Here is a 23,455-nt window from a genome sequence, read left to right on the forward strand (position 1 = left end):
CCCCGGCAACACCGACAGCACAGCGAGACGAGCTACGCGGCGACGTACGAAGTCTTCACCGTCGTATAGAACTCAGCCGCATAGCGCCCTTGTTCGCGCGCGCCATAGCTCGATGCCTTACGCCCGCCGAACGGCACGTGATAATCGCCACCGGCCGTCGACACGTTTGTCATCGTCATACCGGCTTGCGCGTGCCGCTTGAAGTGATTCGCATACTTCAGCGACGTCGTACAGATGCCGGCCGACAAGCCGAATTCGATGTCGTTGGCCAATGCAAGCGCATGCTCGTAGCCGTCGGCCGCAATCACGCAAGCCACCGGCCCGAAAATCTCCTCGCGGGCAATTCGCATGTCGTTGTGCGCGTCGACGAATAGTGCCGGAGACAGGTAGTGACCCGGCGTGTCGCGCGACAACCGCTCGCCGCCAAACGCCAGCGTTGCGCCCTCCTCGCGGCCGATGGCGATGTAGTCGAGGTCCGTCTGCAACTGCGCCTCGCTCACGACCGGACCGATCTGTGTCGACGGGTCCCGCGCGTCACCGATACGCAGCGTCGCGAGGCGTACCGTCAGCGCATCGACGAAGCGTCGATGTATGCGCTTGTCGACGATCAACCGACTCGATGCGGTACATCGCTGCCCGGTGGAAAAATATGCGCCTTGTACGGCACATTCAACGGCAACGTCGAGGTCGGCGTCCTCGAGCACGATCAACGGATTCTTGCCGCCCATCTCCATTTGCACCTTCGCAAGACGCGACGCAGCGCTCATGAGCACGCTCTTACCTGTCGCGACCGAGCCCGTGAAGCTGATGCCGCTCACATCGCGCGATTCGAGCAGCGCCTGCCCAACTTCGCGCCCACGCCCCATGACCAGATTGAACGCGCCGGCAGGCAAGCCCGCCCGGCTGATGATTTCAGTCAGCGCCCATGCCGACGCCGGGACAAGATCGGCCGGCTTGAACACTACCGTATTGCCGTGAGCAAGGGCCGGCGCAATCTTCCACGCGGGAATGCCCAACGGAAAATTCCAGGGCGTGATGATGCCGACCACGCCGAGCGGCTCGCGCGTGATGTCCACTGTAACGTCGGGACGCAGCGACGCAAGATGCTCGCCCCCGGGACGCAAAGCCTCACCGGCGAAGAACTTGAAGATCTGTCCGGCGCGTGCGGCTTCGCCAACGGCCTCGGGCAGCGACTTGCCCTCTTCACGTGCCAGCAACTCGCCGAGCGCTTGTTTGCGAGCGATGAGTTCCGTGCCGATCGCATCGAGCGCGTCCGCCCGCACCTGGGGTGTAGCGTGTGCCCATGCCTCACCGGCCGCGCAAGCCGCACCGATGGCATCGCGTGTGGCGGCCGCATCGCCGCGCGCGTATGCGTCGACGATGTCATTCGTGTCTGACGGATTGACGTTCGGCGTGGCCGCCACGCCGGGCACCCACGCTCCGTTGATGTAATTAGGTTTCATCGGCGGGGATCTCAGGCAGCGCGCGCCGCACGAATCGATTCGGCAAGGACCGTCAAACCTTCTTCGAAGACTGTGTCCTCGATCGTCAGCGGGAAGAGGAATCGGATGACATTGCCGTGCACACCACAGATCAGCAACAGCAATCCACACTTGAGCGCCTCGGCCTGCACGCGACGCGTCATCTCGGCGTCGGGTGCGCCGGTAAGCGCGGCGCCGAATTCCACCGCAATCATGGCGCCAAGCCCGCGCACGTCGACGATCTCCGGCACATCGTCACGCAATCCCGCCAGCATGCAGGTCAGTTGGTCTCCCAGCACCGACGCCCGCTCGGTCAACCCCTCTTCCTCGATGACGTCGATGGCGGCGAGCGCAGCTGCGCACGCAAGCGGGTTGCCCGCATACGTGCCGCCGATACCACCGGAGCCCGCGGCGTCCATCAGTTCGGCACGCCCGGTCAGCGCCGACAGCGGGAAACCACCTGCCAGACTCTTCGCCATCGTGATGAGGTCGGCGTCCACGGTGTGATGCTCCAGCGCAAAGCGCTTGCCAGTGCGTGCGAAGCCGGTCTGCACCTCGTCCACGACGAGCAGAATGCCGTGCGTGTCGCACAGTGCGCGCAGACGCTTCACGAACTCGGGGGGCGCCACGTAGAACCCACCCTCACCTTGCACGAGTTCGATGAAGATGGCCGCAACACGACGCGGATCGACATCCGTCTTGAACAACGATTCGAGCGCAGCCATGCTGTCATCCACGCTCACCCCGTGCAGCGCCACGGGATACGGGGCGTGGAACACCTCGGCAGGCATCGGTCCGAACCCGAGCTTATAAGGCGCCACCTTGCCCGTGAGCGCCATGCCCATCATCGTACGGCCGTGGAACGCGCCGGAAAACGCGATGATTGCGCTGCGTCCCGTCGCTGCACGCGCCACCTTAATCGCATTTTCAACGGCTTCGGCGCCTGTCGTGAAAAGCGCAGTCTTCTTGGCAAACCGACCCGGCGTGATGTCGTTCAGCCGCTCGCACAACGCCACATAGCCTTCATACGGTGTGACATGGAAACACGTGTGATGGAAATGTTCGAGCTGCGCTTGCACCGCGGCGACGATGCGCGGATGCCGATGTCCGGTCGCCAGCACGGCAATGCCGCCCGCGAAATCGATGAAACGATTACCTTGCACGTCCCAGATCTCGGCGTTCTGAGCGCGGGCCGTAAAGTGCTGCGTCATGACGCCGATGCCTTTGGCGCAGGCGGCGTCCTTGCGCGCCTGGAGCGATGCGTTGCTGCGGGCTGAATTCAACATGAAGTAGATCTCGTCAAGAATGCTTAGCCGGTCAGCGCCGGCGGTTCGGTGTGCCGAAGATGGCCGAGCCAGTGTAGATTTGACGTGAAATTTTTGCAATTAATTTTCATTAATGTGAAAATTTGCATAATTATTTTTTCCACCGCTGCGTCAGGTAAGGCCCCATCACCGCCGTCATTGGCGACCTTCTGCCAGCGACGCCAGCCCGTCGGCTAGAATTCGGGACGCGATGCGCGAGCGCGTCGTTCTTGCAACACGTTGGGGATCGGGATGCCAGTACACAAGAAATCGGGGACTGCACCGCAAGGCGAATCTGCCGCGCCGGTGGGCACGCGCACGAAGCGGGTGCCGACGAAGGCTACGCGACAGATTGGAGCGAAGCCGCCCATGCCGGACATCGCGTGTGCGGGCAACGCCGACGACGCCGCGCCGCTCGACTGGATCGGCCCCGAAATCAAGAGCCTGCGTAAAGCGCGGGGCTTGTCGCTACAGGATCTGTCCGCGCTTTGCGGTAAATCGATCGGCTTTCTGAGCCAATTGGAGCGCGGTAAGAGCAAACCCACCATCGGCGCCCTGCACGATGTCGCCGCAGCGCTCGGTGTTCAGGTTAGTTGGTTTTTCCCGCACGGCGAAAGCGCCGAACCGTCGGATGGGGGCGTTGTCGTGCGACGCGAGCGCCGCCGCCAGTTGACGTTCGATTCCGGCATCGCCGACTACCTCCTCTCGCCGAATCTCAGCGGCCAACTGGAAATACTGTGGTCGGTCATGGCCCCCGGGTCCGATAGCGGCGACGCCTACCAGCATCGTGGCGAAGAAGGTGGCGTCGTCATCAAGGGCACGCTCGAGCTCTGGGTCGGCGAACAGCACTTCGTACTCGAAGCGGGCGACAGTTTCACGTTCGAGAGTCATACGCCGCATCGCTACCGGAACCCCGGCAGCACACCGGCGGAAATCGTCTGGGTCATCACGCCGCCGTCGTACTAACCCACCTCCCCCGGGGCGCCCTCACAGCCTCGCGCCCTCGTATAAAAAGCCTGCCATTCGGTGGGCTTTATTTTTTTCCGACCCCCGATTTCACACGCGACGAACGCACACCTCGCAACGGTCGCAAGACGCCGCCCCGTGCGGGTCTGCGGTCGATCACCGCTCGCCACTCAAAAAAATGGCTTTCCCTGCATCGCGCTTTTCCATTACGATGATTTCATGTGAATCATAAGTATTCATATAGAATACATTCATTCGGCGAATGTGCCGAATGAATGCGGACCCTACCGGCCAGTTGAAGGCCGATTCTGGAGACGTCAGTCATGGCCGCCGTGCCTACCGAAATTTCCGATCATCGCGATGCGCCGCCACGTGCGCGACATCCCGACGTTCTGATGCGCCCCGAGCGTTTGGCCGCATTGCAGCCCAGCCGTCTGTCGATGACACGCAGCTTCATGCGTCAGGCAGTCGACGAGCGTTGGGATATCCAGCGGCTCGCCTTCGACATCGATGCGCAATCACGCGGCACCGCGCACTACCGCATCGATGCAAACGGCGTACCGCTCGACTTCGTGTTGAGTTCTTTCGCGTATCAGGAGGCCGGACGCACCGGCCGCATCATCGGACGCGCGTGGGACATGATGGGAGGGCTGCTCGATGGGCCGGCCACCGACGCGCAGATCATGCAGACGCGCGCCGAACTACCCAAGCTTTACGAGGGCCGCGCCACACCCAACACACTCACCTGGGCGCGTGCGAATCGCAGCTCACGTGTGTTCGCCCACGCGGTCGACGCGTTGGCCGCCGGCCGCCAACCCGATATCGAGACGGTGGCGCAAGTGTGCTATTTGATGCGCAACACGGGCATCGACGGCAACGGCACGTTCGGTACGCGCTCGTACAAGGCGCTCGAACGTCGTCACCCCTTGCGCAAGACGTTGGCTGCGCAGATGGCATCGGCCTACATGATGCGAGTCTTCGCGGTTGACCTCGTCAATCGTCTCGCGCACGCTCGCTCGCCGAATGCGGCCGAACTCTCGCCCGAATATCAGCAGTTCCTTGGCATCGGCAATGGATCCGCGCTGGGCCTGATCTTCTTCTTGCACAACCATCCGCACCTGATCAATCGCTGGCTCACGGCACGCGAGCAAGCGATCGTTGCCGCCAAATCGCTCAAGGTCGACGCGGGCCATCCCGCTGTATTGCATCTGCGCAATCTGCTCGACCGCGCGATCGCGTTTCGTCGCGAAGACCGGATGGAGTACGAACACTTCGCGCCGAGCGCACTGGTCGCCACCGAATTGGCCAAAGCGCGTGAAGATGTTGACACGCTGTACCGCACCGGTCTCGTGCGCGGTCGACGCACCACCTATCCTCTGAATGCGCTGGCCGACGCGCTCGAAGGTGAAATCCACATCGAAGCGCACGAAACACTGCTTGCCATGTACATCGAGCTGGTGCCGGAACTGGCGGATCGTCTGGTCGCAGACGCGCTCGACGCCGAAGAAGAAATGCCGGTGCAGCCGGAGATGACGGCCGGCTATCTGCGCGACATCCTGCACACCGAATATGCGTGGGCTCTGGCCATGGACCTGACAACGGAGGCCTCGCGCCGCTACATCTGGTACAAGTCCGCCACGGCGGAAGAGCCGAGGCGCGGTCCGCGCGAGGAAGTTGGCGACGTGCATCAGTTGGGTCTGGACCTGCCGCGCTTCGTTCAACAACTCGAACACGTGCTTGCCGGTGTGCAGCCAAAGACCCGCATGGCGCATGTGCTGCTGCGCCATCCGCATTTGCGCGCGATCGTGGCGCGAATCCAGTCGCTACGCGGGCTGCCCTATCACTCGCCGCAGATGAACATCATGGGCGAGGACTTCATTCCGATTCACATCGTGCGTCTGCTCAACGTTGCGATCCACGGCGTGGATCGTCCCCGCGACTATCTCGGGCGCAACTTGCGCGGCGTGTTGTTCCTCGGCGCCCCCACCCCAGACGCGATTCGCGCGGGTGCGGATCACGACTGGTTCTGCCCTCTGGAGCCTAAGCAATGAGTTCGACCTGCACCACCATGACGGGCACGCTGCAAATCAGCCTGCGCGAAGCGCGGCTGACCCTCGATCGCGCATTGCTGGAAACAGGCATGCCGTATGGCTTCAACAATGCCGTGCGCGAATGCGTCCTGATTTCGGAGGCGTGCCGCACCGTACCGGCAGGCGCGGCGGATTCGGATTCCGGCATGGGCGGTTTCCGGCACTTCATGGACATCCACGACGCCCTGGCGCAGGCCAGACCGGACGCTTTGCAGATTGCACCGGTGGTGGCATCGACCGATCCATTGACAGTCGAATGCGCTGAGCAACACGCCTGGGTCGTCGCACAAATGCTCCTCGACCTGCTGCTCGCCGAACATGCCGAGCGCGAGGCAACTTCGCTCGAAGCGACCGGCGTGCGCGAGCCGCACGAACTGAAGGTGATCGAGTGGCTCGCCCAGCGACACGGCGCGCGCGTCGGTGTGCAGACGTTCCCGGCAACCACCGACGAAACCGGTGCACGGGCGACGCTCACTTTGCACGCCCGGCGTCTGCCGCCAAAGGATGCCGCCGACGACGCCCTGCGCGCCATCATCCATCGCGGCTTGCCGGTCGACGCGGCGCTCTGGTGGTCGATGTACCACCTCTCACTGGGCGCCCTCGCGCCAGACAACGTCGTTTCACGCCGCCACGCCGGCGCGAACATCGTTGATGAAACGGGGGCGGTGATCGGCCGCCCGACAGACGACGACACCGACTTCTCGCTGCTCACACGCATCGAACGGAAGGAAGACGCGACAGGCAAGGCCCCTGCCTGAGCAGCAGGTGGGCCCAAGCAGCAATACGACATTCGAATCAAACAACGCGCGCGGAGGCAATGGGTCGCTGGCGCGTTCCTCAGGAGCATGACAATGATTATCGACGGTCTGCAATGCGGTCACTTCGACCGTGAAGTGTTCGAAAGCCTCAGGAAGGGCAACATCGGGTGCGTGACCAACACACTCGGATTCTGGGAGGGCGCGGTCGCGTCGATGGACGCCATCGTCAAATGGCGCAACATGGCAATGGCAAACGCGGACGTCTTCGGCATCGCCACGACCGCCGCGCAGATCGAGGCGCTCATCGAAAGCGGCAAGGTCGCAGTCCTCATGGGCTTCCAGAACACCGACCATCTGGAAGGACGCATCGGCTATGTCGAGCTTTTCGCCGACATGGGGGTGCGAGTCATGCAACTCACCTACAACAATCAGAACAGTCTCGGCGGCAGTTGCTATGAGGAGCACGACTCGGGACTCGCGCGCTTCGGCAAGGAAGTCATTCGCGAGATGAACCGCGCGGGCGTGCTGATCGACGTCTCCCACGTGGGCAACAAGACATCCCTCGAGGCGATCCGGTATTCGGAAAAACCGGTCGCGATTACGCACGCCAATCCGGACTCCGTGTTCCCGCACAAACGAAACAAAACCGACGATGTGTTGCACGCGCTGCGCGATAACGGCGGCGTCATCGGCTGCGCGGCTTATCGCAATATTGCAGGCGACTATTTCTGCCTGACCGTGCGGAATTGGTGTGAACTGGTCGCACGTACCGTGGACATCGCAGGCATCGATCACGTGGCCATCGGTACCGACCGCAGCCACAATACGACGCAGACCGACCTCGACTGGATGCGCATGGGACACTGGACTCGCGGTGTGGACTATGGTGCGGGATCGGCTGCGCGCCCCGGGAAGGCGGCTCGCCCCGAATGGTTCCAGGAAGTGCATCAATTGGGTGACGTGCACGGCGGTCTGCGCGAAGTCGGTTTCACCGAGGCCGAAGTCGACAAGATCACGCACGGCAACTGGCTACGCGTGTATCGCGAGGTCTTCGGAGGCTGAGCGCACCTTTCCCGGTCATCAGCGTAAGCGAGCAACGGACTGCGGGAAAGATCCGGGCGTGTGGTGTCGTGGGGACGCCGCCCGGCACCTCGCAGGGCGGAGCGCACAGGTGTGGCGACGTAGTAGTCAAGCGATGGACGATGCAATGAGTGAAGTGACGAGAAAAGTCGTAAGGAGTGGCGTGAAATGAACGGTGCCGATGTCTTGTGCGACACGCTGCTGGCGGGCGATGTCGATGTCTGTTTCGCGAATCCGGGGACGTCCGAGATGCATTTCGTTGCCGCGCTCGACCGCAAACCGGCCATGCGTTGTGTCCTCGGGCTGTTCGAGGGAGTGGTAACGGGCGCCGCCGATGGATATGCCCGTATGGCGGACAAGCCAGCCGCGACCTTACTGCATCTCGGGCCGGGATTGGCGAACGGCCTGGCGAATCTGCATAACGCCAGACGTGCGGGTACACCGGTCGTCAACATCATCGGCGAGCACGCCACCGACCACCTGCCCTACGACGCACCGTTGACCAGTGACATCGAATCGCTGGCGCGGCCAATGTCGGCGTGGGTCGGGCGCATCGGTCACAGCGACGAGGTCGGCGAACGCGCCGCGCAAGCGATTGCCGCCTCACGCGTCAATGGCGGCAGTGTCGCGACACTGATTCTGCCGGCCGACGCGGCGTGGGGCGAGACGATGCGCACCGCGCCCATCGCGCCGGACATTGTGCAAGCGGGAATTCCGGACGACACCGTGATAGACCACGTCGCTGCACGTTTGCGCAACGGACGCCGGACGTTGCTGCTGATCTCGGGTAAAGGGCTGCGTGCCGATGCACTGGCCGTGGCGGGACGCATCGCTCAGGCCACCGGGGCACGTATGCTCGCGCAGCAATCGAATGCGCGCATCGAGCGCGGCGCGGGGCGTGTTCCCATCGAACGCGTGCTGTACAACATCGACGCCTGCGTGGCCGACCTGGCGGACATCGACCAACTTGTGCTGGTCGGCGCCCGCGAGCCTGTCGGGTTCTTCGCGTATCCCGGCAAGCCGAGCGCCATGCTACCTGCGAGGTGCGAAGTGACTCGCTTCACTGAGCGCGGACACGATGCGCTCGCGTCACTGCAAGCGCTGGCCGACAGGCTTGGCGTGCGTCGCGACGCGTCGGTGACACTTGCGGCGCCGAGCACGCTCTTGAAGTTCGACCGTCCATCTGGTGCGCTGACCCCGGCGAGCATCGCCGCCGCTGTCGGACGCCACCTGCCGGAAGGCGCCATCGTTTGCGACGAAGCGATCACGTCCGGACATGCCTTCTTCAAGCACACGACAGGTGCTGCGCCGCACGATTTTCTGGCCCTGACCGGCGGTGCGATCGGCTCTGGCCTGCCGATGGGCACGGGCGCGGCGGTCGCCTGCCCCGACCGGAAGGTCGTCTGCCTGCAAGCGGATGGCAGCGGCATGTTCACGCTTCAGTCGCTCTGGACGCAGGCACGCGAGCGACTGGATGTCGTCACCATCATCTTCGCCAATCGTGGCTACGCGATTCTGCACAACGAATTGAAACAGGTTGGCGCAGGGGTGGCCGGGCATAACGCACGACGAATGCTCGACGTGGTCGACCCGACGCTCGATTGGGTACACCTGGCGGCCGGCATGGGCGTGGAAGCCGCATGTGTGAACACCCTCGAAGCCTTCGACGATGTGTTCGCAATGGCCATGCGCCAGCGCGGCCCGTTCCTGATCGAAGCCAGCATTTGATCTTTACCGAATGACACCGGCGGTGCGGTCCGCACGCCGCAGAAAGAGCACTGCAACCTTCCGAGCCGCCGCAAGCGGCTCTCTTTTTGCCTGGTCCTTAGCGTCTCGAAAAGGAAGGAAAAAAATGCGCCCGAAGGCGCATGCAAATGTTAGGGGAAATGGCTGGGACGGCAGCGCGAGCGGCCTCAGAACCTCAGAACGTATGACGCACACCGAACTGCACACCGGTCGTGCTGTCGCCAGCGTCCGGACGGTTGAGCAGCGTGCCGCTCGGTGCCTGTGCCGCGCCCAGCGCATAGCGCAGACCTTTAGAGTTCGTGATGTAGGCCGCCGACGCGTAGAGCGTCGTACGCTTGGAGAGCGAATGCAGATACATCAGTCCGAAGTGGTTCGCATGGCCTTTGCCGGGAAACACGGCTGTATCGCTGTTTGCCGCATCGGCCTTCACATCGATGTACGTATATCCCAGGCTCAACTGATCCGCCGGTGTGATGAACCATGCCGCGCTCACCGAGTACAGATCTTTGTTGATCGTGTCGTCCGACTGCTTGTTCTTGAAGTACCCGAGGTAAAGACGGAACGGCTGGATGTCGTAGCTGCCACCGATCGCAAACTGACGATCGACCACGCCCTTGTAAGTGTTGGGCGCGCTCACCAGCGGACGCGCCTCCACATATCCGGCCAGGAAGTAAGCGCCGTTCCCGCGATATTCGATGGCCACCTGCGACGACGTACCGTTCGCCTTGTTCTGCGGATCATTGCCCAGCGAGTGATGCAATTCTGCGCGCCACCCCGCCACACGCGGTGACGCGATCATGATGTCGTTCGAATTGCGAAAGTTGTAGCCCGACTCGGTTCCCAGCCCGGCACCGTACGTCCCGCCGTAGAACGCGGCGATGTTGCCCAGAAACATGAAGAAGACGCTGTTCTGCTGCCCGATGCGGAACTCACCATAGTGCTCATGACTCAGCCCCACCCATGCCTGACGATTGAACATGCCTCCCGCCACAGAGCCGGTGCCATTGTTCATGTTGAAGCCGTTCTCCAACTGGAAATTAGCCTTCACCCCGCCGCCCAGTCCCTCGGAACCGCGCATGCCCCAGCGCGAGACCTGCAGACCGCCGCTGTCGGCACCGTAAGCCGAACGTCCGCTACTGAAAATGCCAGTGACATACGTATCGATCACGCCATACAACTGAATATTGCTTTGCGCCTGGGCCGCGCCGGCAAACGCCGATATGCCGGCCGCGAGAAAAATCGATGCCGTGCGGGCGGTCAGGCCGTTCGGGACTCCCGTCGTTTTCATGGTCCTGCTCCTTGCTGAAGTGTGCTCTGGTAACTCGCTCACGCGAGGCTTGCTCTCAGGGCACGGCAACCGGGAGGGCTGGTCTTGTGTTTTGCGTCCCGCCTGCTACATCGTCTGCAGAACGAGCGCCGCCCAACGCTCTTGCACGGGCAAAAGCGTTCCCATCGCCCCTCGAATCGGGGGCGTCATCTCCAATGCTTCATTGCTCAGGAACGAAGGCCGGACGAGGCCGCAAGTCCGCGTCCGGCCGGGATCCGTGCGGTCAGTCGCTCAACACGTGCGTGTGGACCGGATCCCAGTGAATCGGGTGACGGCTGCCGACCGTCACGCCCTGCATATCGATGTTCGGGACCTTCACGCGCAGTGCCAGCCCCGCGCTCTCCCCGATCACCAACGCGCTATCGCCGTAGTGAATGACATTTTTCACGTCGAGCTGCGCATCCTTTACCCCCGCCGAACAGGCGGTGCCGCCACCGGCGCCGAGACGAATCCACTCGGGGCGCAACAACAGCGAGACCTTCGTGCCCGTGACGTGCGCACATGCCGCCGCCCGTACTCGGCCAAGCGCCGCCGAGGCATATTCGCCCTTTGCGGCGTCCACCACGCTGACGTCGAGGAAATTGCTCTCGCCGATAAACTCGCCCACGAACCGCGTGCGCGGCGCGCCGTAAAGGTCGAGCGGCGCGGCGAACTGCTCCACCCGACCCGCGTTGAACACTGCGATGCGATCGGACATCGTCATCGCTTCGCCCTGATCGTGCGTGACGAAGACCGTCGTCATGCCAAGCTCCGTATGCAGGCGCTTGATCTCGATCTGCATTTGCACGCGCAGGTTCTTGTCGAGCGCGGAAAGCGGTTCGTCGAGCAAGAGCACGTCCGGCTCGAACACCAGCGCACGAGCGAGCGCCACGCGTTGCTGCTGACCGCCGGAGAGCTGCGACGGCATACGCCCGCCATGCTGCCCAAGCCCGACGATCTCCAGTGCTCGTTGGGCACGCTTGGCCTGATCCGTCGCGTTCACCTTGCGCATACGCAGTGGAAACGCCACGTTCTGCGCTGCCGTCATATGCGGAAACAGGGCGTAGCTCTGGAAGACCAGGCCGATATTGCGTTGATGCACGGGAATCTGCACCAGCGAGCGGCGATTGACGCGAATATCGCCCGCGCTCGGCGTTTCGAAACCGGCAATCATCGACAGCGTGGTCGTCTTACCCGAGCCGCTCGGCCCAAGAAACGTGATGAACTCGCCGCGGCGGATTTCCAGGTCCACATCGTCCACCACGCGATGAACACCGTCATACGACTTGCACAACCGGCTAACGTGCAGGTAGGCATCCATCAGCGCGGGCGACGCCGCGCTGGCACTGGCCATGACACCGGCGGAATACATCGACTTCATAAACATGAATACCTCTGTGACATAGAGCGGGACAGCGTCGTCAAACAACGGCGACAGCCTGCATGGCCGAGCGCTGCTGCGCTGCCTCACGGCGTGCCTTCACACGTCGCACCACAATCGGCGTCAGCGAGCCGATCACCACCAGCGCAAGCAGGAGTGTCGAAACCACCGAAATCACGGGGTCGGCCTGCGTGCGCAAGCTGTCGAACATCTTGCGCGGGAGCGTCGACACGTCGCGCCCCGAGATGAACAACGAAACAATCGCTTCGTCGAACGAGTGAATGAACGCGAACATGCCTGCGGCGAGAAATCCCGGACGCAACACTGGGAATGTGACCAGCCAGAACGCCTGCAAGGGTGTCGCGCCGCAGTTGGCCGCAGCGCGCTCCAGCGTGCGGTCGTAGCCGCGCAAACTCGCAGACAGAATCAGATAGGCGATGGGCGTCGACAGGCACGTGTGCGCCAGAATCACCCCCAGGTAGGTCTGAGTGAGACGCAGCGATCCGAAGTAATAGAAGTACCCCAGCGCCACCACAATGTTCGGTACGGTCAGCGGCAGCAGGATGAGCAGACTGCCAAAGGTCCGCCCGCGAAACTCGTAGCGCACCAGCGCGAACGATGCCGGAATGACCAGTGCCAGCGTGAGCGCCGCCGTGCCCAATCCGATCAGCAAGCTGTTGATCGCCGGTCCCGTCCAGGTCGGATCGGCGAAAAATGCGGCGTAGTAATGCACCGACCAGGCAGGCGGCGGGAACTGAAACGACTCCGACGCCGAGAACGACATTGGAATGACGACCAGCAGCGGCGCGCCGATCAGAATTGCCATGACGACGGCAAAGCACTTGAGCGCCTTCATTTGCCTTTGCTCCAGAGTTTGTCGAGACCGAAGAACCGGTTATAGAGCGCGTACAGACTGAGCGTCGTGCACGCGAGTACTACCGCCATGGCGGAAGCGTCGCCGAAATTGCCGAACTCCTCCATCTGTTGACCGATGAGTCCGGCCATCATCTGCTCGCTTGGACTGCCGAGCAGCACAGGCATCACGTAAAAGCCCAGCGAAACGATGAACACCATCGTGCAGCCGTTGACGATGCCCGGCAGCGAAAGCGGTAGAAACACGGCCCGGAAAGCCGCGAATCGATTGGCACCGAGATTGGCAGCCGCCTTGACCAGCGCCGGATCGATCTTCTTCATGACCGAGTACAGCGTGATGGTCATGAGCGGCAGCAGCGCGTGCACCATGCCCAGCGTCGACGAGAAGCGCGTGAAGAGCAACTCGGGTGGCGTCTGCACGCCCATTGCCCGCAACAGGCCGATGACCGGACCGCTATTGCCGAGAATGATCATCCACGCGTAGCTCCGGACGAGGAAACTTGTCCAGTAGCTCATGCCCACGACCAGCAGAATGCCCGCGCCGAACCGCGCTGTGGCCTGCGCGAGGCAGTAAGCGAGCGGATAGCCCAGCGTCAGACAGCACGCGGTCACGAGCAGCGACGTCAGGAACGTCATGCCGAGTACGCGAAGGTAGAACGGATCCGCAAAGAAGTGCACGTAGTTGGCCAAGCCAGGCGTCGGCTCCGTGAAACTCAACCAAAGCACTTGCGCGAGCGGCACCAGAAAGAACGCCGTCAAAAATATTGCCAGCGGCGCGAGTAAGAGATACGGGCGAAACTTATGCATGACGCGGCGACCGGTTACCGAACCACGAACTGATCGAAGCGACGCGCCAGTTCATTCAGTTGCGGCCCCATCTTGGCCAGATCCTGCTCAAAGGTCAGACGGTAGTTCGCGGGGTAAGTCGGCATTCCCTTGGCCTGCGCGTCGGGAATGTACTGGAACACACGCTGATCGACCGGGCTGTAGTCGGCCTGCATGCAAAATTTCGCCAGCCGTTCCGCCTTGAGCGCCGATGCAATGAATTGCCATGCTTGCCTGGCACGTGGCGTGCCCTTCGACACGACCCAATAGGCGCGATCGATTTCCCCCTGGTTCCACACCAGATCCACCGGCGCATTCTGACGAATCAGCGAGAGCGCGCGGCCGTGCCAGATCGCCACGGCGTTGACTTCGCCGTCGCGCAGCAACTGTTGGGACTGTTGGCCCTGCGTCCACCAGACACGCACATCCTTCTTGATGCGGTCAAACGATTTGAACGCGCGATCGAGGTCCATCGGATAGACCTTGTTAGTCGGCACGCCGTCGGCCAGCAGCGCCAGCGGCACCACTCGCGCGGCATAGCGCTGCAGGCTGCGTGGTCCGGGAAAGCGTTGCGTGTCCCAGAATTCCGCCCAGTTCTGCGGGCCGCCATGCGGGAATTTGTCTTTGCGCGACGCGATGACCGTTGCGAACGCATGCGTGGCGATTCCACTCATGTATGCCTGCCCCGGCGGCAGTTGCTTCATGTCGATGACGCTCGTGTCGATTTTCTCCACGAGACCGGCCTCGACCGCGCGAATCAGTTCGCCGCCGCCGAGCGTCGTCACATCGAATTCATAGACTCCGGTGCGGGCCTGCGCCGCGAGCTTGGCGTATGACACGGGCGACACCGTACGGATCGGAATACCGGTCTCTTTGGTGAACGGCTCAAACAGATGCGCTGCTGCGGCCTTTTCCCAGTCACCGCCCCACGTGTTGACGAATAGCGGATCGGCAGCGCGTGCCGTTTGGATAAAGGGTGCGGATACCGCAGCACCCGCTGCCGCCCCCAGCAGCTTGATGACGGAACGGCGGCCTGCCGACGGATTCGATGTTTCGTTCTTCACGTATTCCTCGCAATCGACTCAACGCTCCCGCAGGAGCGATCGGGGTGGTACCAATCTGGCGCTTTGCATGTATTAGAATTTAAATTGGTCACATCAAATAGTGCCGATCAATGAATGTTTGATGGAACCAATTACCGAACAACAAGTTCGGGTAATCCCTGCTTGCGCCTTATTTTTCCAATGTTTTGGCACTATCGTGCAGTATTATCCATCGATGGCATTGCCGTGACGTCGACAAATTGCACCATTTCAGTGCAATCAATTTCATTGTGGGGCCAATCTCGCCCCAAGGTGCCGCCTCCATGCAGATTCTGCTGTCCGATCTGATCCTTCAGCATCTCGAACCGGGTGTGGATATCCCGCGCAACCGGCAGCTGTACAACATCGTAAGAGCCTCGATTCTCGACGGGCGTTTGCCGGGCGGCACACGACTGCCCGCCTCACGCGACCTCGCACGCGAGTTGGGCATCTCTCGCAATACGGTGCTGTACGCGTACGAGCAACTTCGCGCGGAGGGCTACGTGCGCTCACGCACGGGCGACGGCACCTTCGTGACCGATGCAATTCCCGAGGAGTCCATGGCGACCCGGGCCAGGCAGGCACCTGACATGCCGCCCGATGCCGATGTCACGCTGTCACAACGCGGACGCGGTCTCATTCTCAATGCCCGTGCGTCCCGACGTCAGGCCGGCGCGTTCATGCCGGGCGTTCCCGACCTCGACGCGTTTCCGCTCAAACAATGGACGCGCCTCGTGGAGCGTCACTGGCGTCGGCGCACGCCGGAGAATCTGACCTACGGTTACGGGGGCGGTCATCCTGCGCTTAAAAGGGCACTGGCCCAACACCTTCGCTCGGCACGTTCGGTGGTATGTGAACCTGAGCAGATCATCATCACCGAGGGGATCCATCAGGCGATCCATCTGTGCGTGCAAATGCTCACCGACGTGCGCCATCGCGCCTGGGTGGAAGACCCCGGTTATTGGGGCATTCACAAGGTGCTGCAGGCGTATGGCGTGGAGACGATCTCCATTCCCGTCGACGCGGAAGGGCTGAACCCATCGCCTGCCGACTGGCGCAAACCGCCAAGGCTCATCTTTGTCACGCCCTCGCACCAATATCCCCTGGGACACGTGATGTCGCTCGCGCGTCGCAGGCAGTTGCTTCAATACGCGCGAAAGCACGATGCCTGGATCGTCGAGGACGATTACGACAGCGAGTTCCGGTATGCGGGGCGCCCGATCGCGTCGTTGCAGGGACTGGAGTCGGGCGCACGCGTGCTTTATGCCGGGACCTTCAGCAAGACGCTGTTTCCCGGACTTCGCATCGGTTATCTCGTCGTGCCCAAGGCAATGGTCGAGCCATTGCAGTTGGGCATCGCCGAGCTTTACCGCGAGGGGCGGTGGATGGAGCAGGCGGTGCTGGCCGACTTCATTGGCGAAGGGTATTATTCCGCGCACATTCGACGTATGCGGCTGATCTATGGTCGGCGTCGCGCGCTGCTGCAAGAAGCGATCCGGCGTCACATGGGAGAGGCCCGATTGATTTCCGCCGACAGTAATGCGGGGCTGCATCTGACCGTCCGGCTTGCGCCCGAAGTCGACGATGTCTCGCTGTCGGCGCGTGCCCAGGAACTCGGCCTGATCGCGTTGCCGCTCTCCCGCTATTATTTGGAACAACCGCCACTGCACGGACTTGTGCTCGGCTATGGATGCGTGCCGGACGACGAGATCGAACCATCGCTGGCAAGACTCGCCTCGTTGCTGACGTGAGCCGCAGCAGCACGAAGATCGCCCCGAAAACCTTTCGACTCCGATGGATGTTGCGTGAACAAGAAGCCTGACCCCGGCAGTGCCAACAACGCCACAGACGCAAAGCCTGACGACGAAGGCGGCGTGCGGCCGCTGTCGTCCGCCCTCAAGACGCTCGAAGTTCTCGACGCATTGGGTGAATCCGTCAGTCCCATGCGCCTTGTGGACCTGGCGCGTATCGTCGGTGGGAGCCGCGCAACGGTCTATCAGCGCCTTCTCACACTCGTTCGGGCAGGCTGGGTCGAGCCCACATATGACGGGTTGTATCGGCTGAGTCTGCACGCGGCGCGTGTGGGGGATGCGGCGCTCGCCCACGCAAGCCTCGGCGACCGTGCGGAAGCCGTATTGCGGGAGCTTGCCGACACGACCGGCGAAACGGCGTCGCTGGCGGTGGTGGATGACGGACGCATTCGAATTGCGCGCCGTGCCGAACCGCATGGTGTGCTCAAAGCGGAGCTGCGCATCGGCGCCGTCCTCACGCTCGACGGCAGCGCATCCGGCCGGATTCTCGCAGCGTTCCTGCCGCAGGGCACGCTTGACGAATTGCTGCGTGCGGGAGGAATACTGGCCGACTCGCATGTCATCGAAGCGGCACGGGAGACCGGTTACGCGACGTCGAGCCAACGCGATATGCCGGACGTCATGGCGGTGGCCGTACCCGTCGAGGATGCGCAGCAACAGTGTTATGCGGCCCTCTCACTCGTCGGCCCCGTCTCGCGCTTCGACGCACAAGCCCTGCTTGGCCCTCTGCGAGACGCCGCCGCCGAACTCGCCGCGATGCACCGCCGCCAGCACATCGACATTCGCCGTTAAGCCACGGTTAAGCTACCGTCAAGCCGCCGCGATGCCACCGTGATGCGAGCATGACGCGCGACAAGTCGCCTACTTCACACCGGGCATGCTCGCGGCGGCAGGCGCGTCGGCTGCCTCGCGCGCCGCCATCCGCCGGTCGAAAAACGCCGCAAGTGCCGGGTCGTTTACCTTGAGATCGAACTGACGTTCGTCCACCGCATTGAAATAGCCGTCGCATATTTCGGCTTTCGCGGTTTGCGTTGGCTGATCGTCAATGGTGTTCGAATACACGACGAACTGGCGTTCGACGAGCTTCGGAAACTGGTTGGTGAGGAGATCGTCGAAGCGCTGACGCGCCTCGGGGTCGGTGTAGACGGCGCGCAGTTCGTCGCGCACGCGCTGGCCCTCAGTGAGATAGTCGCGATGCCGCGCCTGCCATGCACGCAGCACGGCATTCCCATGCGCCTTGGTCGCCTCGCTATACAGCCCGCACTTCTGCACGAGCCGGTCGAGCACCTGACCGACGCCCTCGGGCGACGCGATCGCCGCGCCCATCAACTCCGCGTCGTTCTTGTATTGCGGCGGTTGCGCGAGCGCCGCCGTCGTCCAGACAAGCGCCGTGCCCGCAAAGGTGCAGGCGAGCAGGCGTCGCAATGCTTTGCCAGATAGCATGATTGCCGGATCTAAGGGATGGCGGGCTCGGCAGGCCCCGCTCTTGGAGATATCGCATCGGCCACGACGTCGATGGCTGCATCTTAGCCGAAGTTTGTGACTGCCGGATCAGTCCGGGATCAGGCCACCATCAAACCGCCATCAAGCCGCCATCAAGCCGATGAGGCCACCGGACAAGCTTCCGGCCCGAGCTTCGCCACCATGTAGCGCACGAAGTCGTCAAGCTTGGACGACACGTAGCGCCCCGCCAGATGCACGAGATGCATCGGCTCGCTCAATTGCGCCTGCGCTTCGAGCACACGCACCAGACGCCCCGCTTCCACCTCAGGCGCAAGCAAATACTCAGGCAGCAGCGCAATACCCATGCCATGCACCGCCGCCTGAAGCTGCGCGAGCGGATTGTGCGCGATGAGACGGGCATCGCCCGACGCCCCGGCAGGCGCAAACTCCCAGCGTCCCAGCACCTCGTCGTAGCGAAAGCCGAGGCAGTCGTGCCCGGCCAGATCGGCGGGCTGACGGGGTACGCCGCGTCGCGCAAGATAGCCGGGCGACGCGCACGCCACGCGCGTCACACCGCGCAACGTGTGCGCGACCAGCCCCGGTTCGGGATTGCCGCCCGCTTGAAAGGCAGCGTGAATGCCCTCTTCCTCCAGATCGACGGCCCGGTCCTTGAGTGCAAGGTCGAGCGCCACGTCCGGATGCGTCTGCAAGTACTCCGCAAAGATCGGCATGAGCAGATGCGAGCCGACCGTAGTGGGCGCGCTCACACGAATCTGGCCGACAGGCCGCGAGATCGCCGACGCGAGCAGTGCACGCGCAGGACTCCCGTCGCCCAACGCGTCAGCCGTCTCGACGCGCGCGAGCACTTCGGCACACTCGGTGTAGTAACGCTCGCCGAGATCGGTGGGCACCTGACGCCGTCCGCTACGGCGCAGCAACGGCTGGCCGAGTCGGGCTTCGAGCGCTTGCACGTGGCGCGTGGCCGTGACGGCCGACATCCCACAGGCGGCCGCACCGGCAGACAGGCTGCCGGCGCGCACCACTTGCACAAACACCTCCATGCATTTGAGGCGGTCCATGGTCAGTCGCGCAGCTTCGCCCGGTCGATGGACATGTGCGTGGGCATCATGTTCTCGTTGGCGTTGTGCATCACCCACAACGAACCCGCGACGATGATCGCAATCAGCCCGGCCGTGCACAGGAAGATGGCCGAGTTCTGACGCTGGCTGCGCTTCGCACCGATGTGCAGGAAGTACACCAATTGCACCACCAGTTGCGCCACACATAGCACGACGATGGTCGCAAGCCCCCAGCCGCTCGGCACGAGCTTGAGCATGACTGCGCCGAACGACGCGAACGTCAGCACCAGCGACAGGAAGAACCCGATGATGTAATCGCGCAGATGGCTCTGCGAGGCGTAAGCGCCGTGGTCGTGAACTTGCGCGCTCGTCATACGAACTCCCGCAGATAAACGAAGGTGAAGACACAGATCCAGACGAGGTCCAGAAAGTGCCAGAACAGGCTCAGGCATTGCAGACGGCGACGCACGACCGGATCGAAGCCGAAGCGTCCGATCTGATGGATCATCACGACGAGCCACAGCAGACCGCACGTCACGTGCAGACCGTGCGTGCCCACCAGCGTGAAGAACGCCGAGAGGAACGCGCTGCGTCCCGGGCCTGCGCCTTCGTGCAGCAGTGCCGAGAACTCATAGATTTCCATCGACACGAACGCTGCACCGAGTGCGAACGTGATCCAGAGCCAGCGCTGGACGACGCCCTCGTTGCCCGGACGCATCGACAGCGATGCCAGCCCGAACGTGAAGCTCGAGAGCAACAGCAGCATCGTCTCGCCGAGCACGAACGGCAGCTCGAACAGTTCACGGCCGGTCGGCCCACCGGCCGTATTTGCAGCGAGCACGCCGAACGTCGCGAACAGCACGCAGAAGATGAGGCAGTCGCTCATCAGGTAGATCCAGAAGCCGAGCGTCGTCGTCGCGCCTGCGTCGTGGTGCCCGTGAGCGTGGGCGTCGGCTCCGGCAGCAGCGCCGTGACCGTGTGAGGTATGAAGGGATGCCGAGGACATCAGGCGGCCTTTTGCAGGGATTGATGCGCGCGATGCGCGGCACGCAGGTCGGCAAAGCGGGCGTTTTCGATACGCTCCACTTCGGCCGCCGGCACGTAGTAATCGACGTCGCGGTCGTAGGTGCGCCACAGGAACGTGGCAATCGTCGCGATCAGGCTCGCACCGGCCAGCCACCAGATGTGCCAGATCAGCGCGAAGCACATCACGAAGCTGAACGCCGAGACGATGAAACCGGTGCCGGTATTACGTGGCATGTGGATATCTTCGTAGTGCGTCGGCTGCACGTAGGCCAGACCGCGCTCCTTGTCATCCCAGTGCTGCTCCAGCGAGTCGATGTGCGGCACGTGCGCGAAGTTGTAGAACGGCGCGGGCGAAGACGTCGCCCACTCCAGGCTGCGCGCATCCCAGGGATCGCCCGTGAGGTCGCGGTTGGCGTTGCGGTCGCGAATGCTCACGACGAGTTGCACGCCAAAGGACAGAATGCCCAGACCGATCACTGCAGCACCGACGGCCGCCACGATGAGGTACGGCTGCCAGTCGGCCTGCACGTAGTGGTTCATGCGGCGCGTCATGCCCTTGAAGCCGAGCACGTACAGCGGCATGAACGCGAGGTAAAAGCCGATCAGCCAGCAGGCGAACGAGAACTTGCCCCAACGTTCGTTGAGCGTGAAGCCGAAGACCTTCGGGAACCAGAACGTAATGCCCGCGAGGCAGCCGAACACCACGCCGCCGATGATCACGTTGTGGAAGTGCGCCACGAGAAACAGCGAGTTGTGCAGCACGAAGTCCGCGCCCGGCACGGCCAGCAGCACGCCGGTCATGCCCCCGATGGCGAACGTCACCATGAAGCCGATGGTCCAGAGCGTGGCCGAGTGATAACGGATACGGCCCTGGTACATCGTGAACAGCCAGTTGAACAGCTTCACGCCGGTCGGGATCGAAATGATCGTCGTCATGATGCCGAAGAAGGCATTGACGTTCGCGCCCGAACCCATCGTGAAGAAGTGGTGCAGCCAGACGAAGAACGACAGAATGCCGATCGACGACGTGGCGTAGACCATCGATTTGTAGCCGAACAGCGGTTTGCGCGAGAACGTGGCGATGATTTCCGAGAACGCACCGAACGCGGGCAGGATCAGGATGTACACCTCCGGGTGTCCCCAGATCCAGATCAGGTTCACGTACATCATGGCGTTGCCGCCGAGTTCGTTCGTGAAGAAGTGCATGCCGAGGTAACGGTCGGCGGTGAGCAACGCGAGCGTGGCGGTCAGCACCGGGAACACGGCAACGATCAGGATGTTGGTGATCAGCGCGGTCCACGTGAACACCGGCATCTTCATCAGGTTCATGCCCGGCGCGCGCATGCGCAGGATAGTGACGATGAAGTTGATGCCCGTGAGCGTAGTGCCCAGCCCCGATATCTGTAGCGACCAGATGTAGTAATCCACCCCGACCGTCGGGCTATACCCCAGCTCCGAGAGCGGCGGATACGCGACCCACCCCGTCGCGGCGAAATCGCCGACGAACATCGACATCATGACGAGCACCGCGCCCATGGCCGACAGCCAGAACGACAGCGAGTTGACGAACGGGAACGCCACGTCGCGCGCACCGATCTGCAACGGCACGATCACGTTCATCAGGCCCAGCACCAGCGGCGTGGCCACGAAGAAGATCATGATGACGCCGTGCGCCGTGAAGATCTGATCGTAGTGATGCGGCGGCAGATAGCCCGCTTCACCACCGGCGGCGATGGCTTGCTGCGCGCGCATCATGATCGCGTCGGCAAAGCCGCGCAGCATCATGACGAGCGCAAGGATGATGTACATCACACCAATGCGCTTGTGGTCGACGGAAGTGATCCACTCCGTCCAGAGATAGCCCCACTTCTTAAAGTACGTGATGGCGCCGAGCAGCGCCGCGCCGCCCAGCAGCACGACGACGAGCGTGCCCATGATGATGGGCTCGTGTAGTGGGATGGCGTCGAGATCGAGTTTTCCGAACATGACTTACTCCGTGAGCGCGCGCTGCGATGCGGGTTGCGCACCGGCCTCGCGCTCGGGACGCTGCGCGAGGAGCGCGCGGCTGTCCAGTTGGCCGTCCACGCGGCAATTGGCGGCGGCGATGATGTCGTCGATGGCGCTGTTGCCCGAGACACGCATGCCCTGCGTACCTTGTGCGCCACCATCCATCGGCCCCATGTACTTGCCGACGACGGCGTCGAACAGGCCCGGCATGACGTTGGCGTAGACGGCGACCGGCGCAGCGGTACCCGGCTGTTCGAGCTTCACGTAGGTCGGTGCGTCGAGCGTGTCGGGCACGGCCTGCGCTTCCTTCACCCACTTGTCGAAGTCGCCCTGCGACGTGACGTGCGCCTTGAAGTGCATGTCCGAGAAGCCCGGGCCGCTATAAGCGGACGACATCCCCGCATAAGTGCCGGTCTCGCTGGCGATCAGGTGCAGCTTGGTCTGCATGCCCGACATCGCGTAGACCATGCTGCCCAGTTGCGGGATGAAGAACGCATTCATCAGCGACTCGGCTGTGATCTTGAACTCCACGGGCGTGTCGACCGGCAGCACCAGCTTGTTGACGGTTGCCACCTTGTAATCCGGGTAAATGAATAGCCACTTCCAGTTCAGCGCCACGACTTCCACACGCACCGGCGGCTTGTCGGCGGCGATGGGTTCGATGGGCTGATAGGGATCGAGTTTGTGCGTCGTCTCCCAAATCATCACGGCGAGCGCCACGACGATGATCACGGGAATCGTCCACACGACGACTTCGATCCTGGTGGAGTGGGACCACTTCGGCGAATAGGTCGCCGCGGTGTTGGTCTCGCGGTAGCGCCAGAAGAACACGAGCGTGAGCACGATGACCGGGATCACGACAAGCAGCATGACGCCCAGCGCGATCAGGATCAGGTGTTTCTCCTGCTCGCCGACACTGCCTTTGGGGTCAAACAGCTCCATCGTGCAGCCGCTCATGGGCACCATCGCCATCGCAGCGGCGACGCGCGCACACCACGTGCGCCAATGCGTGCCGGGTGTCGTGTCTGCCCTTCCTCTGCGGGGGAGCGAGACGTTATGCATGGACATCTTAAGCCTCTATGTATGGATACACTATTTGCGTGACGAATGCTACGCATGCACATATTCCATACATCGCGACATAATGACGCACTCGGGAACTGATGGTTCGCGCATTGAAACCGAAATTGCGTCATG

General features: G+C 62.6%; 20 protein-coding genes. 7 read left to right on the forward strand and 13 right to left on the reverse strand.

The features are described from left to right. Positions 1-32: 32 nt before the first annotated feature. On the reverse strand, positions 33-1,463 hold the full coding sequence (locus tag PCO31010_RS19585) for an aldehyde dehydrogenase family protein (protein WP_150665738.1): 1,431 nt from the start codon (positions 1,461-1,463) through the stop codon (positions 33-35). An 11-nt stretch (positions 1,464-1,474) separates the two neighbouring features. Continuing rightward, positions 1,475-2,767, reverse strand: a complete 1,293-nt coding sequence (gene gabT, locus PCO31010_RS19590; protein ID WP_150665739.1) for a 4-aminobutyrate--2-oxoglutarate transaminase — start codon at positions 2,765-2,767, stop codon at positions 1,475-1,477. Positions 2,768-3,037: 270 nt separating this feature from the next. On the opposite strand from gabT, the gene PCO31010_RS19595 reads away from it, so the two are divergent. The 5 genes from PCO31010_RS19595 (at position 3,038) to PCO31010_RS19615 (ending at position 9,407) form a co-directional block, all read left to right on the forward strand. Further along, positions 3,038-3,751, forward strand: a complete 714-nt coding sequence (locus tag PCO31010_RS19595) for a helix-turn-helix domain-containing protein (protein ID WP_217426176.1) — start codon at positions 3,038-3,040, stop codon at positions 3,749-3,751. A 323-nt stretch (positions 3,752-4,074) separates the two neighbouring features. Beyond that, positions 4,075-5,802, forward strand: a complete 1,728-nt coding sequence (locus PCO31010_RS19600) for a hypothetical protein (RefSeq protein WP_217426177.1) — start codon at positions 4,075-4,077, stop codon at positions 5,800-5,802. Then, positions 5,799-6,599: a hypothetical protein gene (locus PCO31010_RS19605; protein ID WP_150665740.1), complete on the forward strand. Its 801-nt coding sequence runs from the start codon at positions 5,799-5,801 to the stop codon at positions 6,597-6,599. The genes PCO31010_RS19600 and PCO31010_RS19605 overlap by 4 nt, the downstream gene beginning before the upstream one ends. A 93-nt stretch (positions 6,600-6,692) precedes the next feature. After that, positions 6,693-7,661: a membrane dipeptidase gene (locus PCO31010_RS19610; RefSeq protein ID WP_150665741.1), complete on the forward strand. Its 969-nt coding sequence runs from the start codon at positions 6,693-6,695 to the stop codon at positions 7,659-7,661. 186 nt (positions 7,662-7,847) lie between these two features. Then, positions 7,848-9,407, forward strand: coding sequence for an acetolactate synthase large subunit (locus PCO31010_RS19615; RefSeq protein WP_150665742.1), 1,560 nt, complete (start codon positions 7,848-7,850; stop codon positions 9,405-9,407). A gap of 193 nt (positions 9,408-9,600) precedes the next feature. Here the strand turns inward: PCO31010_RS19615 and PCO31010_RS19620 are convergent, their stop codons facing one another. From PCO31010_RS19620 to PCO31010_RS19640, 5 genes are all read right to left on the reverse strand, one after another. Next, positions 9,601-10,713 carry a porin gene (locus PCO31010_RS19620; RefSeq protein WP_150665743.1) on the reverse strand — a complete coding sequence of 371 codons (1,113 nt, stop codon included), beginning with the start codon at positions 10,711-10,713 and terminating at the stop codon, positions 9,601-9,603. 262 nt (positions 10,714-10,975) lie between these two features. Beyond that, positions 10,976-12,118 (reverse strand): ABC transporter ATP-binding protein, encoded by a 1,143-nt coding sequence (locus PCO31010_RS19625; protein ID WP_150665744.1) that lies wholly within the window; start codon positions 12,116-12,118, stop codon positions 10,976-10,978. Between the two features lie 34 nt (positions 12,119-12,152). Beyond that, positions 12,153-12,968 carry an ABC transporter permease gene (locus tag PCO31010_RS19630; RefSeq protein WP_150665745.1) on the reverse strand — a complete coding sequence of 272 codons (816 nt, stop codon included), beginning with the start codon at positions 12,966-12,968 and terminating at the stop codon, positions 12,153-12,155. Continuing rightward, positions 12,965-13,792: an ABC transporter permease gene (locus PCO31010_RS19635; RefSeq protein ID WP_150665746.1), complete on the reverse strand. Its 828-nt coding sequence runs from the start codon at positions 13,790-13,792 to the stop codon at positions 12,965-12,967. The genes PCO31010_RS19630 and PCO31010_RS19635 overlap by 4 nt, the downstream gene beginning before the upstream one ends. Before the next feature lie 14 nt (positions 13,793-13,806). Next, the gene (locus PCO31010_RS19640; protein WP_150665747.1) at positions 13,807-14,874 is read right to left on the reverse strand and encodes an ABC transporter substrate-binding protein; all 1,068 of its coding nucleotides are present in this window, start codon (positions 14,872-14,874) and stop codon (positions 13,807-13,809) included. Between the two features lie 302 nt (positions 14,875-15,176). Here PCO31010_RS19640 and pdxR point away from each other — a divergent pair, with 302 nt between their 5' ends. After that, on the forward strand, positions 15,177-16,643 hold the full coding sequence (gene pdxR / locus PCO31010_RS19645; RefSeq protein ID WP_150665748.1) for a MocR-like pyridoxine biosynthesis transcription factor PdxR: 1,467 nt from the start codon (positions 15,177-15,179) through the stop codon (positions 16,641-16,643). A gap of 54 nt (positions 16,644-16,697) precedes the next feature. After that, positions 16,698-17,495, forward strand: coding sequence for an IclR family transcriptional regulator (locus PCO31010_RS19650; RefSeq protein ID WP_217426178.1), 798 nt, complete (start codon positions 16,698-16,700; stop codon positions 17,493-17,495). Positions 17,496-17,564: 69 nt separating this feature from the next. Here PCO31010_RS19650 and PCO31010_RS19655 read toward each other — a convergent pair whose 3' ends face one another. The 6 genes from PCO31010_RS19655 to cyoA all read right to left on the reverse strand — a co-directional run bounded on the left by PCO31010_RS19655 (position 17,565) and on the right by cyoA (position 23,200). Further along, positions 17,565-18,146 carry a hypothetical protein gene (locus PCO31010_RS19655; protein ID WP_150665749.1) on the reverse strand — a complete coding sequence of 194 codons (582 nt, stop codon included), beginning with the start codon at positions 18,144-18,146 and terminating at the stop codon, positions 17,565-17,567. Between the two features lie 152 nt (positions 18,147-18,298). Beyond that, complete coding sequence (locus PCO31010_RS19660; protein ID WP_150665750.1) at positions 18,299-19,225, reverse strand: LysR family transcriptional regulator; 927 nt, start codon at positions 19,223-19,225, stop codon at positions 18,299-18,301. Between the two features lie 2 nt (positions 19,226-19,227). Further along, a complete protein-coding gene (gene cyoD, locus PCO31010_RS19665; RefSeq protein WP_150665751.1) occupies positions 19,228-19,599 on the reverse strand; it encodes a cytochrome o ubiquinol oxidase subunit IV in 372 nt (123 codons plus the stop codon). Next, positions 19,596-20,231, reverse strand: a complete 636-nt coding sequence (gene cyoC / locus PCO31010_RS19670; RefSeq protein WP_150660309.1) for a cytochrome o ubiquinol oxidase subunit III — start codon at positions 20,229-20,231, stop codon at positions 19,596-19,598. The genes cyoD and cyoC overlap by 4 nt, the downstream gene beginning before the upstream one ends. Next, complete coding sequence (gene cyoB / locus PCO31010_RS19675; protein ID WP_150577355.1) at positions 20,231-22,237, reverse strand: cytochrome o ubiquinol oxidase subunit I; 2,007 nt, start codon at positions 22,235-22,237, stop codon at positions 20,231-20,233. The genes cyoC and cyoB overlap by 1 nt, the downstream gene beginning before the upstream one ends. A gap of 3 nt (positions 22,238-22,240) precedes the next feature. Then, a complete protein-coding gene (cyoA, locus tag PCO31010_RS19680; protein ID WP_425495025.1) occupies positions 22,241-23,200 on the reverse strand; it encodes a ubiquinol oxidase subunit II in 960 nt (319 codons plus the stop codon). Positions 23,201-23,455: the final 255 nt, after the last annotated feature.

It is taken from the genome of Pandoraea commovens, assembly GCF_902459615.1.
Taxonomy (GTDB): domain Bacteria; phylum Pseudomonadota; class Gammaproteobacteria; order Burkholderiales; family Burkholderiaceae; genus Pandoraea; species Pandoraea commovens.

Bases quoted from the DNA above. Each gene is read 5' to 3' on its own strand.
- PCO31010_RS19625 (WP_150665744.1), bottom strand. From the start codon at position 12,118: ATGTTTATGAAGTCGATGTATTCCGCCGGTGTCATGGCCAGTGCCAGC.
- cyoB (WP_150577355.1), bottom strand. From the start codon at position 22,237: ATGTTCGGAAAACTCGATCTCGACGCCATCCCACTACACGAGCCCATC.
- gabT (WP_150665739.1), bottom strand. From the start codon at position 2,767: ATGTTGAATTCAGCCCGCAGCAACGCATCGCTCCAGGCGCGCAAGGAC.
- PCO31010_RS19655 (WP_150665749.1), bottom strand. From the start codon at position 18,146: ATGCTATCTGGCAAAGCATTGCGACGCCTGCTCGCCTGCACCTTTGCG.
- cyoC (WP_150660309.1), bottom strand. From the start codon at position 20,231: ATGTCCTCGGCATCCCTTCATACCTCACACGGTCACGGCGCTGCTGCC.
- pdxR (WP_150665748.1), top strand. From the start codon at position 15,177: ATGCAGATTCTGCTGTCCGATCTGATCCTTCAGCATCTCGAACCGGGT.
- PCO31010_RS19605 (WP_150665740.1), top strand. From the start codon at position 5,799: ATGAGTTCGACCTGCACCACCATGACGGGCACGCTGCAAATCAGCCTG.
- PCO31010_RS19585 (WP_150665738.1), bottom strand. From the start codon at position 1,463: ATGAAACCTAATTACATCAACGGAGCGTGGGTGCCCGGCGTGGCGGCC.
- PCO31010_RS19620 (WP_150665743.1), bottom strand. From the start codon at position 10,713: ATGAAAACGACGGGAGTCCCGAACGGCCTGACCGCCCGCACGGCATCG.
- PCO31010_RS19660 (WP_150665750.1), bottom strand. From the start codon at position 19,225: ATGGACCGCCTCAAATGCATGGAGGTGTTTGTGCAAGTGGTGCGCGCC.
- PCO31010_RS19595 (WP_217426176.1), top strand. From the start codon at position 3,038: ATGCCAGTACACAAGAAATCGGGGACTGCACCGCAAGGCGAATCTGCC.
- PCO31010_RS19630 (WP_150665745.1), bottom strand. From the start codon at position 12,968: ATGAAGGCGCTCAAGTGCTTTGCCGTCGTCATGGCAATTCTGATCGGC.
- cyoA (WP_425495025.1), bottom strand. From the start codon at position 23,200: ATGGAGCTGTTTGACCCCAAAGGCAGTGTCGGCGAGCAGGAGAAACAC.
- PCO31010_RS19610 (WP_150665741.1), top strand. From the start codon at position 6,693: ATGATTATCGACGGTCTGCAATGCGGTCACTTCGACCGTGAAGTGTTC.
- PCO31010_RS19635 (WP_150665746.1), bottom strand. From the start codon at position 13,792: ATGCATAAGTTTCGCCCGTATCTCTTACTCGCGCCGCTGGCAATATTT.
- PCO31010_RS19615 (WP_150665742.1), top strand. From the start codon at position 7,848: ATGAACGGTGCCGATGTCTTGTGCGACACGCTGCTGGCGGGCGATGTC.
- PCO31010_RS19600 (WP_217426177.1), top strand. From the start codon at position 4,075: ATGGCCGCCGTGCCTACCGAAATTTCCGATCATCGCGATGCGCCGCCA.
- cyoD (WP_150665751.1), bottom strand. From the start codon at position 19,599: ATGACGAGCGCGCAAGTTCACGACCACGGCGCTTACGCCTCGCAGAGC.